The organism is Caulobacter vibrioides, from assembly GCF_002858865.1.
Taxonomy (GTDB): Bacteria; Pseudomonadota; Alphaproteobacteria; order Caulobacterales; family Caulobacteraceae; genus Caulobacter; species Caulobacter vibrioides.
The window spans coordinates 137,942-151,722 of the sequence record NZ_PJRR01000009.1 but is presented as its reverse complement, the minus strand read 5'-3'; the positions used below and the strand labels follow the sequence as shown (position 1 = coordinate 151,722).

At 66.4% G+C, this 13,781-nt stretch carries 13 protein-coding genes; 5 read left to right on the top strand and 8 right to left on the bottom strand.

Annotation, left to right across the window (positions count from 1 at the left end; all coding sequences use genetic code 11):
- Window positions 1-108: 108 nt before the first annotated feature.
- The gene (locus CVUC_RS05990; RefSeq protein WP_010920189.1) at window positions 109-516 is read right to left on the bottom strand and encodes a helix-turn-helix domain-containing protein; all 408 of its coding nucleotides are present in this window, start codon (window positions 514-516) and stop codon (window positions 109-111) included.
- A 213-nt stretch (window positions 517-729) separates the two neighbouring features.
- Between CVUC_RS05990 and CVUC_RS05985 the strand changes: the two genes are divergently transcribed.
- Both CVUC_RS05985 and CVUC_RS05980 read left to right on the top strand, forming a co-directional pair.
- Entirely contained in the window at window positions 730-1,746 is a 1,017-nt protein-coding gene (locus CVUC_RS05985) for an NAD(P)/FAD-dependent oxidoreductase (RefSeq protein ID WP_096033716.1), read from the top strand.
- A 29-nt stretch (window positions 1,747-1,775) separates the two neighbouring features.
- Window positions 1,776-2,939, top strand: a complete 1,164-nt coding sequence (locus CVUC_RS05980; protein WP_096033715.1) for an acyl-CoA dehydrogenase family protein — start codon at window positions 1,776-1,778, stop codon at window positions 2,937-2,939.
- Window positions 2,940-3,023: 84 nt separating this feature from the next.
- Here CVUC_RS05980 and CVUC_RS05975 read toward each other — a convergent pair whose 3' ends face one another.
- Window positions 3,024-3,746 (bottom strand): energy transducer TonB family protein, encoded by a 723-nt coding sequence (locus CVUC_RS05975; RefSeq protein ID WP_096033714.1) that lies wholly within the window; start codon window positions 3,744-3,746, stop codon window positions 3,024-3,026.
- Window positions 3,747-3,938: 192 nt separating this feature from the next.
- Between CVUC_RS05975 and CVUC_RS05970 the strand changes: the two genes are divergently transcribed.
- Window positions 3,939-4,805 (top strand): transglycosylase SLT domain-containing protein, encoded by an 867-nt coding sequence (locus CVUC_RS05970; protein ID WP_012640469.1) that lies wholly within the window; start codon window positions 3,939-3,941, stop codon window positions 4,803-4,805.
- On the opposite strand, the gene CVUC_RS05965 is transcribed toward CVUC_RS05970, so the two are convergent.
- A complete protein-coding gene (locus CVUC_RS05965; protein WP_096033713.1) occupies window positions 4,792-5,982 on the bottom strand; it encodes a CaiB/BaiF CoA transferase family protein in 1,191 nt (396 codons plus the stop codon). The two genes, CVUC_RS05970 and CVUC_RS05965, sit on opposite strands and share 14 nt — an antisense overlap.
- Window positions 5,983-6,127: 145 nt before the next feature.
- Window positions 6,128-7,921, bottom strand: coding sequence for a hybrid sensor histidine kinase/response regulator (locus CVUC_RS05960; protein ID WP_096033712.1), 1,794 nt, complete (start codon window positions 7,919-7,921; stop codon window positions 6,128-6,130).
- Between the two features lie 153 nt (window positions 7,922-8,074).
- On the opposite strand from CVUC_RS05960, the gene spbR reads away from it, so the two are divergent.
- Together spbR and CVUC_RS05950 are read left to right on the top strand one after the other, a co-directional pair.
- On the top strand, window positions 8,075-9,208 hold the full coding sequence (spbR, locus tag CVUC_RS05955) for a pole-localized protein SpbR (protein WP_010920182.1): 1,134 nt from the start codon (window positions 8,075-8,077) through the stop codon (window positions 9,206-9,208).
- Window positions 9,209-9,278: 70 nt separating this feature from the next.
- The gene (locus CVUC_RS05950; protein WP_010920181.1) at window positions 9,279-10,043 is read left to right on the top strand and encodes an NUDIX hydrolase; all 765 of its coding nucleotides are present in this window, start codon (window positions 9,279-9,281) and stop codon (window positions 10,041-10,043) included.
- Here CVUC_RS05950 and CVUC_RS05945 read toward each other — a convergent pair.
- From CVUC_RS05945 to CVUC_RS05930, 4 genes are read right to left on the bottom strand one after another with little or no spacing between them, the layout of a single operon-like run.
- Window positions 10,040-10,690 carry an ABC-type transport auxiliary lipoprotein family protein gene (locus tag CVUC_RS05945; RefSeq protein ID WP_096033711.1) on the bottom strand — a complete coding sequence of 217 codons (651 nt, stop codon included), beginning with the start codon at window positions 10,688-10,690 and terminating at the stop codon, window positions 10,040-10,042. The genes CVUC_RS05950 and CVUC_RS05945 overlap by 4 nt on opposite strands.
- Window positions 10,687-11,625, bottom strand: coding sequence for an MlaD family protein (locus tag CVUC_RS05940; RefSeq protein WP_010920179.1), 939 nt, complete (start codon window positions 11,623-11,625; stop codon window positions 10,687-10,689). The genes CVUC_RS05945 and CVUC_RS05940 overlap by 4 nt, the downstream gene beginning before the upstream one ends.
- On the bottom strand, window positions 11,625-12,461 hold the full coding sequence (locus CVUC_RS05935) for an ABC transporter ATP-binding protein (protein ID WP_010920178.1): 837 nt from the start codon (window positions 12,459-12,461) through the stop codon (window positions 11,625-11,627). Before CVUC_RS05935 ends, CVUC_RS05940 begins: the two co-directional genes overlap by 1 nt.
- Complete coding sequence (locus CVUC_RS05930; RefSeq protein ID WP_096033710.1) at window positions 12,458-13,573, bottom strand: ABC transporter permease; 1,116 nt, start codon at window positions 13,571-13,573, stop codon at window positions 12,458-12,460. Before CVUC_RS05930 ends, CVUC_RS05935 begins: the two co-directional genes overlap by 4 nt.
- Window positions 13,574-13,781: the final 208 nt, after the last annotated feature.

Genomic DNA, 13,781 nt, shown 5'->3' with positions numbered 1-13,781 from the left:
GGACCATGCGACGCGTACGATTCTCCTCCTCTGAAAACCAAAAGACCCCGCTGTTCGCGGGGTCTGTCGGTCCGTCTTGCAAGGTCCAAGAACAGGGCTAGCGGGCCCTCAGGGGGCGTCGTCGTCCACCATGGCGCGGACGAGATCCACCACGCGGCGACGCAGGCGCCGGTCGGCGAGACGCGGGAAGAGGCTGGCCAGCTCGAGGCCTTCGGGCGTCGACACGAACTCGGTCATGCGCTGAGCAAACCCGTCATCGACGCCGCCGTCGGTATCTTCGAGTCCTTCAAAGAAGTACGACACCGGCGCCTGAAGCAGTTTTGCCGCGTCATAGAGCTTGCTGGCGCTGATGCGGTTCGCGCCCCGCTCGTACTTCTGAATCTGCTGAAAGGTGATGCCAAGGGCGTCGGCAACCTGGGTCTGGCTAAGACCCATCATCTTGCGACGAATTCTCAGCCGGGCCCCAACGTAGAGATCAACGGGATGGGCTTGTTCGGCTGCGGGTCGATCGTTCATCCGCGTTTATTTCCTTCGATACCGGTAAACGGCTGTCCGTAAGTCTTAACGGATATAGACCGAGCTTGGCTGCGTCGTCACGCGCGGGGATGCACGGAACGGGTCTTCGCGCTGAAGTGTCGCGCTGTATGGTTTATCTTTATGGTTGATCTTCAGGCCTTACGCGTTGTTTCGGGCTTGACGTCAGGGGTCTCTAAAGGTGTGTGGCGCGCCATGAAACTTCGATCAGGCGCGCGCATCGCCGTGGCGGGAGCCGGGGCCTTGGGATCCGCTGTGGCCCTGCGGTTGGCGCAACGGGGTTTCAGGGTGACGGTCTTCGACCCATCGCCAGGCGACGCGAACGCGTCCAGTGTCGCGGCGGGCATGCTAGCGCCGGTGAGTGAAGCCCTGTTCGACCCCGCTTCGCGCAACCACCTCGATATCATGAAGCGCGCGCGGGACCTTTGGCCCGACGTCGCGCGTGCGCTTGGCCTTGGGCTGGAGCGGGATGGCGTGCGGATCGAGGGCTCCGACGCCTGGCGAAACGAGGTCGCCTCGCGCCTTGGGGCCTTGGGCGAGCCTGCGGGCGTCTTCATCGCAGAGGACTGGCGCATCGACGCGCGAGCGGGGCTGTTGGCGTTGCGAGGGGCCGCCAGCGAAGCCGGCGCCGTGTTCCGAGCGCTTGCGGTGCGTGGCTTCGAGGCTGGCGTGCTTGAGCTGGCGGATGGCGGGCAAGAGTCTTTCGACACCCTGATCCTGGCCACGGGGCCGGGGCTTCGACAGGGGGAGATCGCTCCGGAAACCAGGATGCTCTCGCCCATCAAGGGGCAAATCCTGCGCTTGGCGGCGTGCGACGACGACGGCGCGCCGGTGGTTCGCGGGGAGGGCGTCTACCTTGCGCCTGGGGCTGTCCTGGCGGTCGGAGCGACCATGGAGCACGGTCGAGACGACCTGACCCCCGACCTTGAGGCGACCCTTGGCCTTCGACGAGCGGCGGCCACGTTGCGTCCAGACCTCGATCTGGAAAGCGCTAAGGTTGAGGTTGGGGTTCGTGTGACCACGCCAGATGGCCTCCCCCTGGTGGGGTGGAGCCGGATGCCGGGGGTGATGCTCGCGGTTGGGGCTCGCCGGAATGGCTGGTTGTTCGCGCCGCTTGTGGCTGACATGGTCGCGGCTTATCTGACGGGTGATAACCTGGGCCCGGACGCTGCCGCCATGGATGCGCGGCGCTTCGAGAAGCCCGAGACCTAAGCAACAAGAACACGCAGGGGAGTAGGCCAATGTCCGGATTCTGGTTGACCGAGGAGCAAGAGGCCATCCGCGAAGGCGTGGCCAAGGTTTGCGCGGCGTTCGATGATGAGTACTGGCGCCGCACCGACGAGACGGGCGAGTTCCCCGAGGCCTTCGTCGCCGCCATCGCCGAAGGCGGCTGGCTGGGCGTGGCCATGCCGGAAAGCGTGGGCGGCGCGGGTCTTGGCCTGACCGAAGCCGCCGTGATGATGCAGACGGTCGCTCAGTCCGGCGCCGGCTTTTCGGGCGCCTCGGCGATCCACCTGAACATCTTTGGCCCGATGCCGCTGGTGAAGTTTGGCTCCGATGAGCAGCGCAACCGCCTTCTGCCGCGAATCATCTCGGGCGAAGACAAGATGTGCTTCGCCGTCACCGAGCCGAACTCGGGCCTGGATACCTCGAGCCTGGAAACGCGGGCGGAGAAGGTTGATGGAGGCTATCGCCTGAACGGCCGCAAGATCTGGACGACCGGCGCCCAGCGCGCCAACAAGATCCTGATCATCGCCCGCACGACGCCCAAGGACCAGTGCGCCAAGCCGCACCAGGGCCTGTCGCTGTTCTATACCGATCGCGAGAACATCGAGGCCAAGCCGATCCCGAAGATGGGGCGCAAGGCTGTCGAATGTAACATGCTCTTTATCGAGGACCTGTTCGTCCCGGCGCAGGATCTGGTCGGCGAGGAGGGCAAGGGCTTCCAGTACCTGCTGCACGGTCTGAACCCCGAGCGGGTGCTGTTCGCCGTCGAAGCCATCGGCCTTGGCCGCGCGGCCCTGGCCAAGGCGACCACCTACGCCAATGAGCGGATCGTCTTTGGTCGTCCGATCGGTCAGAACCAGGGCGTGGCCCATCCGCTGGCCAAGTCGTGGGCCGAGCTGGAGGCCGCCAACCTTTTGGCCTTCAAGGCCGCCTCGCTCTATGACCAGGGCAAGGAGTGCGGGGCCGAAGCCAACGCCGCCAAGTATCTGGGCGCCGAGGCCGGGTTCCACGCCTGCGAGGCGTCGGTGCTGGCGCACGGCGGCATGGGCTACGCCAAGGAGTACGACGTCGAGCGCTACTTCCGCGAGGCGATGATCGCCCGCATCGCGCCGGTCAGCCGCGAAATGATCCTGAACTTCATCGCCGAGCGCGTTCTGGGCCTGCCCAAGAGCTACTGACACGGAGATGGCCGGGCCGCGGGAAGGCTTGCGGCCCGGCCTCCGCTTCAGCGCCGGAGGTCGGGCGTCTGCGTCAAGGGGCTGTCAGGCGCCCGCGCTGAAGCGGATGGGAATACGGACGGTTGCGCCATCGACCGGGTCGCCGTTCTCGGTCTGTGGCGTCATCTTGAAGAACCGAGAGATTTTCAGCGCTGCGCTTCCGAAGCCCTCGTCGGCCGGTGACTCCGCCGCGACCACGCAGTCCCGGACCGTTCCGTTGAGCGCGACCATGCAGTTCAGGGTCACCTGTCCTGATAGCCCCCGGCGCTGGGCGCTTTCGGGATAGTAGCGAGCCATCTCATCGGCCGAGGGAATCCGCTGCCAGTTGGCGCGCGTGATCACCTTGGGTGGCGGTTGGGGCGGCGATGGCGGCGTCGTCGCGGTGGGCGCCAGGGTGGTGACCGGGCCAGTTGTGGCGGGCCCCTCCGCAATGATACGGGGATCGGCGAAGAGCGGCGGCGGGGTCTCAAGCGGCGTCGGCACGGGGATGTGCAGTTTCGGTGCGGCGGCCGCTGGTGGAGGCTTCTGCGTGGGCGGCGGCGGGGGCGGCGGCTTCGGCGTGAGAGGCACGGTTTCGACGATGAAGCCGGTGTCCGGCGACATGGGCGGCAGGGGCTGGGTCCACTTCTGATAGGCGAGATATCCGATCAGCGCGATATGCAGCGCACCGGACACCCCCAGCCCGATCAGCAGCACCTTGGCGGGTTTGGGCGGCTGGTTGTCCCGTCCAGGGATGCCGAAGCCATTGGGATTCAGGGCCAGGGCCATATCTATCTCCCACAGGAAACTACGACTGTAGGATCAGGTCAGCATGGGGTGTGGCGATTGTAAATTGACAATCGTAATCCAAATTGCGATTTTTCTTACGCCCGTAAGATGCGGAGCGGCGTGCGCTCTGGTCGCACCCCTCGAAGAACGTGGTTAATCGTGGATTAACTATGATCGGCGACTCCTGAGCACATGCCCGCCGTCAACTCCCTCCGCAATGTCGTCGAGTCGGCGATCCAGCGCGCGTCGAACGCGACCGGGGTCGACTTCACGTTCCTGATGGGTACAGCGAAACGCGAGAGCGGATTCAATCCCGGCGCCAAGGCCAGGACGTCATCGGCGTCCGGCCTCTTCCAGTTCGTCGACCAGACCTGGCTGGCGACCCTCAAGAAGCATGGCTCCAAGTACGGTTACGCGCGTTACGCCGACCTGATCAGCCAGGGCGCCGACGGCCGCTATCGGGTCGAAGGCGACGAGGCGCGAAAGGCGGTTCTGGGGCTGAAGATGGATCCGCACGCCGCCTCCCTGATGGCGGGGGAGCTGGCGTCGGATCACGCCTCCTACCTGCGTGGCCGGGTCGGGCGCACGCCCACGGCGGGAGAGCTCTACGCCGCGCATTTTCTGGGGCCGCAGGGCTCGGCGCGCCTGATCCAGGCCGTCTCGGTCTCGCCCGGCGCCAACGCTGCGGCGATGTTCCCGGAAGCCGCCCAGGCCAATCGCTCCATCTTCTATCGTGACGGCCGTCCCACGACCGTCGGTGAGCTTTATGCCAACCTGACCAAGACGGGCGGCGCCTCGCGCGTGGCCGATCCCGCGCCGGGGCGCGGCGCGTCTGACGATCAGGGGTTCATCCAGTACGCCACCGGACGCCGTCTGGAACGGATCCGGCAGCAGGAAGCCGTGGTGGACCTGATCCTGCGTGGCTCCCAGGACGTCAATAGCCCCTTCGGCGACAGCGGCGGCGGCATGGGCGCTGGGCAACGCATCGCCAGCTCGATGTTCTCAGCCGAGATGCTGCGTGTGCTCGCCGAGGCCAATGACAAGGTCAAGCAGCGCTGACCCTGGTCAGGGCCGCCACCTGATCTTCTGAAAATCCCAGTTCCCGGAACACCGCCGCCGTGTCCGCGCCGAGCTTGGGCGCAGGGCCGCGCGGACCGTCTGGCGCGCCAGGGAAACGGGCCGGCGCCGCCGGCGCCTTGAAGGTCCCGCCCGCGCCGTCCGGCGTGTCGACGAAGCAGCCGGCCGCCTCGGCCTGGGCGTCCAGCGCCAGTTCGCGCGGCGTCTGATAGGGCGCCCAGGTGATGTCTCCCGCGTCGAGCGCAGCGGCGGCGGCGTCGTAGGTCATCGACCCGAAGGCCTCGTCGAAGATATCGACCAGCGCCTGGCCATGTTCGCGCCGAGCCTTGGCGGTGGCGAAGCGCGGATCGTCGACCAGTTCAGGCCGTCCGGCGGCGGCGGCGATCTGCGGCCAGTCGACCGAGCCCTGACGCGGCAGCAAGCAGATCCAGCGGCCGTCGGAGGTCTTGTAGAAATTGGCCAAGGGCTGCACGGCTTCGCGACGGCCGCGCGTGGAAGCCAGTTTCCCGAACCGGAGCTGGATCGCCATGTCCGACCCGATCGCATAGACGCCGGTGCGCAGCAGCGAGGTCTCCACCAGTCGACCGACGCCGGTCCGGGTACGCTCGTGAACCGCCGCCAGGATGGCTGACACGGTCGCCAGAGAGGTCACATGGTCACCCATGCCCGTCCGGATCGGAAAGGGTTCGGTTCCCTTGGGCGCGGTGATCGCACCGACGCCCGCACGGGACCAGAAGGCGGCGACGTCCATTCCCGGTTTGTCGGCGTCCGGACCGGTCAGGCCATAGCCCGAAAGGCTGCAGTAGATCAGGCGCGGATTGACGGCCTTGAGCGCTTCATAGTCCAGGCCGGCCCGAGCCAGGGCCGCCGACCGCACATTGGTCAGGAAGATATCTGCGGTGGCCACCAAGGCCTTCAGCGCCTCGCGCCCCATATCGCTGCGGATATCCAGCACAACGGCCCGCTTGCCGCGATTGTCGAGTTCGAAGACGGGATTGGCGTCCTGGTCCGAGCCGATGGTGTCGAAGAACCGCCGCATCGGGTCGCCCTCCGGCGACTCGACCTTGATCACGTCCGCGCCCCAATCGGCCATCACGCCGGCGGCGCCGGGGGCGGCGATGTAGGTCGCCAGTTCGACGACGCGCAGGCCTTCCAGCATCGCTCCCTCCCATATGTTCTCGTTGCTTACGAGGATGGGCGAGGGGGCTTGCCGAGGGAAGGCTTACTCTGCGGAAAGGGCGCTGTTTCAAAAGTTTAGGGCGTTCTTCGATACGATCACCGTTTCACACGGATCGGAGAACGCTCTAGGCGGCGACCTTGGCGGGATCGGTCCGTTCCAGGGCGGCTGCGTCGGCCAGAGCACGCGCCACACCGGCCACGCTGACAGGTTTGCGCAGCACGATCTCAGCGCCGGCTTCCAGGAACTCGGCGGCCTCTTCGGCGTCGCCATCGATGACCGCGACGATCGGGGTTTGTCGGTTCGGGCCATCGCCCTGACGCAGCGAGGAAGCCGCTTCCGGGCCGTCCATCACCGGCATGCGGTGATCCAGCATCAGGAGGTCGAACTCGGCGATCTTGGCTAGGTCCGCCGCCCGTCTGCCGTTGGCGGCATGCACCACCTGGTGGCCCAGCTGCTCCAGCACCGCACGGAGCATGGCGGCGTTGAGCGCGTCGTCCTCGGCGATCAGGACCCGAAGGGCGCGGGGCGCCCCGGAGGCCTCCGCTACGGCGGTGTCGAGCGCTTCTGCCTGTTCGTCCTTCGCGCCGAGATCGAAGGGCAGGGTGAGGGTGAAGCAGCTGCCGACGCCCACCGCGCTACGCGCCTCCAGCGCACCGCCCATCAGCCGCGCCAGCTGACGCGACAGCGACAGGCCAAGGCCCGCCCCGTTCACGCCCGCGCCGGTGCGCTCGACGCGCCGGAAGGGTTCGAACGCCTGTTCCAGCTCTTCAGTGGAGAGGCCCGGTCCGGTGTCTGCGACCTCGATGGCGATCCGGTCGTCGCGGAGTTCCAGCCGCACTTCGACCCGGCCGCGAACCGTATACTTGACCGCATTGCCCAGCAGGTTCGAGACGATCTGGCGGGTGCGTAGCGCGTCGGCGATCGCAGCGCCCTTGGCGCGCTCTCGGAGAAGCGGGTCGACGTGGACCGAGAGCTCCAGACCCTTGGCCGCCGCGTGCGGCTTGTCCAGCAGGGCCAGATCCTGAACCAATCGAACCGGATCGAAGGGACGGGCGTCGACCTGAAGCCGACCGGACTCGGCGGTCTCGGAATCGAGGGTGGCGTTCAGGACGGCGATCAGGTCCTGGGCCGCGTCGAGGGCGGCGTTCAGCTGTTCGCGCGAGGGCGCCGCGCGGCCGCCTCGACCGGCCGCGGCGGCCAGCACGTGCGTGACGCCGGTCAGGCCGTTGCGGATTTCATGACTCAGCGTCGCGACGATGTCGGACTTCGAGCGCGCGGTCCGTTCGGCCGCCTCCAGCACCCGCAGACGCTCCACCACGAGCTGCTCGTGGGAGATCGCCAGGTCGTGCTGCCGGCGGAACATGCGGTTGAGGATCAGCGCCAGTGTCATCGCCAGGGCGGTGGCGCCGAAGGTCAGTTCACCGGCGTGGCGACTGTCGGCGGTTGAGAACTGCGCCAGCAGCGGGCCAGCGGCGGCCAGCGGCGCAATGATCAGCAGGCCCGGCAGATAGGGCGCGGCGAAGAAGGCGCAGAGCACGGCTCCGGCGGTCGCCAGCAACAGCAGTGTCTCGCGCGCGGGGCCGGCGTTATGGGCGAAGGCCGAGATCTGCATCACCGCCAGCGCCCAAAGGACGCCGCAAAGCACCTGAACACGGGCTCGCCGGGCCAGATCTTGCGACGGTTCGTCGCGAATCCAGCTCACCGCCGCGTAGAAGACGCCCCAGTTGATCGCGAAGATCGCAAAGCTGGCGGTCATCCAGAGGGGATTGGCGGCGAATGAACCGACCCAGACGAACAGGGGCAGACTGACGGCGAAAACACCGAGCGCGTAAGGCAATAGTGCAGCCTGGGCGTCCAGGGCTTTGAGCACTTGGGCGCCGTCCGTCGGTGTCACTGCTGGGCGGCGCTCGGCGAGCAAGGTCGCGCTCCTCTCGGTTGAGAGGGGAGATTAGTCGAGCGTGGTTTGCACCCCGTTACGGCTTATCGTTAATCCACAGCTTCCTGGCTCAAACAATCATTAAGCCTAACCGTCGAGGATGCGACTCTACGCATAGCTCCCAGCGGGCGAACCATGGCCACCACACGCGCAGCACTCACCGACGCCGACATTCGCATGCTTGTGAAGGGCGCGACGCCCGACGAACGCGCCCTTGCGGCGCACAAGCTTTGTCGGAGCATCGATCGCTCGGTCCTCTCAGAGGAGGAGCGAGAGGTCGCGCACGACATTCTTCGCGTAATGGCCGCCGACGCCGCCGAGCTGGTGCGTCGGGCCATGGCGGTAACGCTCAAGAACTCGCTGGCCCTGCCGCCGGATGTGGCCAACAGGCTCGCCCGCGATGTCGAAAGCGTCAGTCTTCCGATCATCAGCTTCTCGCCCGTCTTCACCGACACCGACCTTGCCGAAATCGTCAAGGTCGGTGGGCCTGTGCGCCAGATGGCGGTCGCCAAACGCCCCAAGCTGTCGAGCAAAATCACGACCCTGCTGGTCGAACAGGGCACGGAGGACGTGGTCGCAACGGTCTGCGCCAACGACAATGCGCGCTTCTCGGAAGTCTCGCTGCAAAAGGCGCTCGACCGCTTCGCCAAGTCCGAGCAGGTGCTGCAGGCCGTGGCCTATCGGTCGGCCTTGCCGCTGGCGGTCACCGAACGCCTGATCGACATGGTCGGCGAACAGCTTCGCGACCATATCCTGACCAGCCACGCGCTGTCGCCCGAACGCACCATGGAGCTGATCCTCGGCGCCACGGAGCGCGCGACGATCGACCTAGTCGATCAGGCGGGCCGGGCGGCGGACCCCAAGGCGTTCGTCGCTCACCTCAACAAGATGGGGCGCCTTTCGCCTTCCTTGATCCTGCGCGCCCTGGCGCATGGGCACATGAGCTTCTTCGAGTGGGCCGTCGCTGAGTTGGCGGGTGTCCCGCACCACCGCACGTGGTTGATGATCCACGACGCAGGCCCCTTGGGCCTCAAGGCGATCTGCGAGCGGGCGGGTCTGCCCTCGCGTCTCTACTCGGCCTTCCGGGCTGGTGTGGATGCGTTCCACGGACTGGAGTTCGACGGCGGCGCGCATGATCGCGAGCGCTTCCAGGAGCACATGATCCAGCGCTTCCTGACCTCGTCCCATATCGCGTCGCGCGAGGACAGCGAGTATCTGCTGGAGCGGATGGATCGCAGCGCCAGCAAGCGCCGCGCGCAGTCGGCCTGAGTCTCCAGAACCTAACAGTTGTTCGAAAGGGGTCTGGGCAAGCGTCGTCGCGGGCGCCAGACTTCTCGACATGGCTGAGTCATCCCTGAGCGCGATCCGCCCCGCTGCGACCATACTGCTACTTCGAGATGTGCCGACGTTCGAAGTCCTGATGGTCAAGCGGCACCACCAGATAGATTTCGCGGCAGGCGCCCTGGTCTTTCCCGGCGGCAAGAGCCATCAGGGCGATAGCGACCCGCGCTGGCGTGATCTGGCGATCGGCTTCGACGTCACTGACCAGGACGGCGCGGCCTTGCGCATCGCCGCGCTTCGCGAGGCCTACGAAGAAGCCGGAATCCTGCTCGCTCGCGACCGTGACGGAGCGTTCTATGCGGGGGAGGCGGCCAAGGACATTCGCGCTGCCGTCGCCGAGGACAAGGTCGCCTTCATTGATGTCATCGAGGATCTCGGGCTGAAGCTCGACCTTGCGGCGCTGACGGTTTTCGCGCGCTGGATCACGCCCAAGCTGATGCCCAAGCGTTTCGACACATGGTTCTACGTCGCCCATGCGCCGCTGGCCCAGCAGGCGATCTGCGACGGCCACGAGGCCGTGGACGCCGAGTGGATCGCGCCGGCCAGGGCTCTGGAGTTGGCGGCCTCGGGCGAGCGGAAGGTTATCTTTCCCACGCGCATGAACCTGCAACTGCTCGCCGAAAGCCAGGACCCTTCGGACGCCGTCTCTCGCTCGACCAGCCGCCCGTTGGTGACGGTCGAGCCCTGGGTGGACGGCGCCGTCCTGCGCATCCCCGAAGACGCCGGGTACGGCGCCGTGACCGAGCCTCTGGACGCCCTCTAGTTCTGGATCGCCGGCCCGGTGGCGTTGACCCAGGTCACGACCTCGCCCAGCACCTGGGCGACGGCCTGGTCATAGGCGGGAACAATCGCCGAGACGCGGTTGTCGTCGGCCTTGACGCGGGCCTCGAAGACCTGGTCGCTCACCAGCGTCCGGTCCTGGTTGCGGTTGAGCACGCCGCGCACGCGCACGACCACCTCTGGCGCGCTCTTGGGGCCATTGACGTACTGGGCCTCGAAGGTTTGGACCTCCAGGCGCAGCACGAGGTCCGCCTTGGCGATCTCGCCCCGGCCAATCAGGCGCGCGCGCCCCGGATCGGTCTGGAAGGCGCTCGCCACCGCTTCTTCGAACAGGACGAAGGCCGGCGAGACCCAGCGCGCGTCGGCGATATAGGCGACCTCGCCGCGGGTGCTGGTCAGCAGGCGATCACCCGCCGAGGCGCGGGTGAACGTGGTCGGCGCCTTCAGGACGCTGAACACTGCGCCCTTGGGGCCCTTGGGGACGCTGACGTCCGCCTGGCCGAAACGATAAAGGGTCGCCGGCTCGCTTTCCGGGAAGACGCTGATACAGGCCGAAAGGCTCAAGGCGAGAGCGGTCGCGGCGACGGCCTTGGCGACACGGCGCGGCGCTTTGCGGTTCATCGGGCTCACGGCTTGACCTCCACTTCCTTGGCGGGCGCCTTGCCGACAACGCCGCGGGGGTTCTGTTCAACCTCGCCGACCAGGCGGTCCAGCGACTCGGCGGCCGACTGCAGGGTGACGATGGCGGACGACAGCTGCGGCAGGCCGGTGGTGGCGAAGTCGCTGGCGGGGCCTTCCAGTTTCGTGACCATGCCGCGCGCGTCCTTGGCCGTCGCCCTCAGTTCGGCGGCCGCGTCGCCAAGCTCCTTCAGGGTGCGCTTGGCGTCGCCATCGACCAGGGTGTTGGCGCTGTTCGACAACTCGGTGATCGATTGCGCCGTCTGGTCGATGCTCTGCAACGCTTTCTGGGCGTCCGCCAGGATCTCCTTGCGGTCGCGCATTTCCTGCGTGACGGCCTGGACGTTGGTCAAGGTCGCGCCGAAGCTCTTGATGTTGCGATCGGACAGCACGCGATTGACGCGGTCGAGCGCCTCGATGGTTCGGGTCAGCACCGTGCCGCCGCCTTCGAGCAGATCGGAAAGGGCGCTGCGCTGGGTGCGGATGACGGGCACCTTGCCGGTCTTCACGGTGTCCTTCAGCAACTCCTTGTTCGGCGCGCCGGCGGTGATCTGCACATAGTTCACGCCGGTGATGCCCTGCGGCTCCAGCGTCGCGTAGCTGTCGACCTTGATCGGCACGTCAGACGTCACCCGCACGCGCGCGATCACGCGGTTCGTGTCGGTCTTGTCGAGCTCGATCCGGGTGACTTCTCCGACCTTGATGCCGTTGAAATGCACCTCGCCGCCCTGGGACAGGCCGCGCACCGGACCGACGAACAGGATGTCGTACACGTCATAGTCGCGGTTGAAGCTCAGCTTGGCCAGCCAGACCGCGAAGATCACCAGACCCATGAAGAGCGCCAGCGATATGGCTCCGACCAGGGCGTAGTTGGCGTTTCTTTCCATCAGTCGTCGGTCCTCGACTTGGCGTGTTCCTTGGCGGCCGCGGCGGCGCGTCCTCGGGGGCCCAGGAAGTACTGTTTGATCCAGGGATGGTCTGAACGCTCGAGTTCACCAACCGGCGCCACGGTCACCACCTTCTTGTCGGCCAGCACCGCCACCCGGTCGGTGATCGTGTAGAGGCTGTCCAGGTCATGGGTGATCATGAAGACGGTCAATTCGAGGCTGTCGGAGAGGTCCTTGATCAAGGCGTCAAAAGCTTGGGCCCCGATGGGATCAAGGCCGGCGGTGGGCTCGTCCAGGAACAACAGTTCCGGGTCCATGGCCAGCGCGCGCGCCAGGCCCGCGCGCTTTCGCATGCCGCCCGACAGTTCGGCAGGCTTCAAGGTCGCGGCTCGAGCGGGAAGGCCCACCATCGCGATCTTCAAGTCGGCGATCGCCTCGACTTCGCTGCGCGGCAAGCGCGTGTGCTCATAGAGCGGCGCGGCGACGTTCTCGCGCACTGTAAGGTTCGAGAACAGCGCGCCTTGCTGGAACAGGACGCCCCAGCGCCGCTCGACCGACGACCACCGCCGACGCGAGGCGACACGCATGTCGCCGCCGAACAGCCGCACATGCCCGTCATCGGGGGTCTTCAGGCCGATGATGCTGTTGAGCAGAACCGACTTACCCGAGCCTGAACCACCCACGACGCCCAGGATCTCGCCCTGCTCGACCTTCAGATCGAGGCCGTCGTGCACGACGTTGTCGCCAAAGCGCGACACCAGGCCCCGGACCTCGATCGGATATCTTTCAGCGTCGGGGGTTTCGGCGCCCGGCGCGTCGAACGCGGGGGCGGTCATATGTCCAGCTCCATGTAGATCAGGGCGAAGACCGCATCGATCAGGATGATGGCGAAGATGGCGTGCACCACCGCCGCCGTCACGCGACGACCCAGGGATTCGATGTCCTTGCCGACCTCCATGCCCTGGCGGCAGCCGATCGCGGCGATCACCATGGCCATCACCGGCGCCTTGGACAGGCCGATCCAGAAATGGGTGGCGCCGACATAGTCCACGATCCGCTGCAGGAAGAATGTGGGGGACAGGTCCAGCACGCTCCAGACGACGAGAATGCCACCGGCTAGGCCGGCGATCGTCGCCACGAAGGTCAGCAGCGGGATGGTCAGCAGCAGCGCGGCGAAGCGTGGCAGGACCAGCGCCTCATAGGGATCCACGCCCATGACCTGCATGGCGTCGATTTCCTGGTTCATCTTCATCGAGCCGATCTCGGCCGCGAAGCTGGAAGCGGACCGACCGGCGAGCAGAATGGCGGTGATCAGGATGTTGAATTCGCGCATCACCGAGATGCCGATCAACTCGACCGCGTAAACCTGCGCGCCGAAGTCGGTCAGCATGTTGGCGCCCAGCAACGCCACCACCGCGCCGATGAAAAAGGTTGTGGTCGCGATGATCGGCATGGCGTCCAGCCCCGCACGCTCGCAAAGCGCTACGATGGGCGCCCAGCGAATTCTGTGTGGAGAGACGATGCTGCGGCCGAGCGCCACCAGGAGGTGGCCCAGAAAAACCAGGGTGCCATAGCCGTCCGCGAACAGCCCGAAGACCCCGCGCCCGATCCGCTCCAGCAGGGCGTAGAACCCGGTTGGCCGGGCGGCGCGTTGAGGTTCGACCTGGATGGCAGCGCCCACCAGTTCCAGCAGGCGCAAGACCTGCTTGCGAGCGATGATCCTGTCTGACTTCAGTCGATCCCCCGCCGCCCGCAGGATCGCATAGGCGCCGGCGGTGTCGCAGCGGTTGACGCCGGTAAGGTCAAAGCGCAGATCGCGACGGTCTTCGAGCGCCTCGGCGAGGCGAGGCCCGGCGTCAAACAGGCCCCGCGCCGTCCAGTCCCCGGCGAGTACGGCGACCAAGCCTCCGTCCTGTTCGGTAAGGGTGAAGTCCGCCGGAAGCGCCATGAAGTCCTTGGGGTCTGGTCCCGGTTATATCCAAGCCCACGCAAGGGCCTGACAAGCCCAAAACGCGCCAAAGCGCAGCTTGGTTCTCACTATGGCGAAGATTGGGAGACGGTGCGGCCACGGGGCGCATCGCGCCAAACTTCAATCTTGGTTAACAGATTCCGTTCACCAACATGGTCAACCAATTCTTACCAGCGAGTCGGAGTCC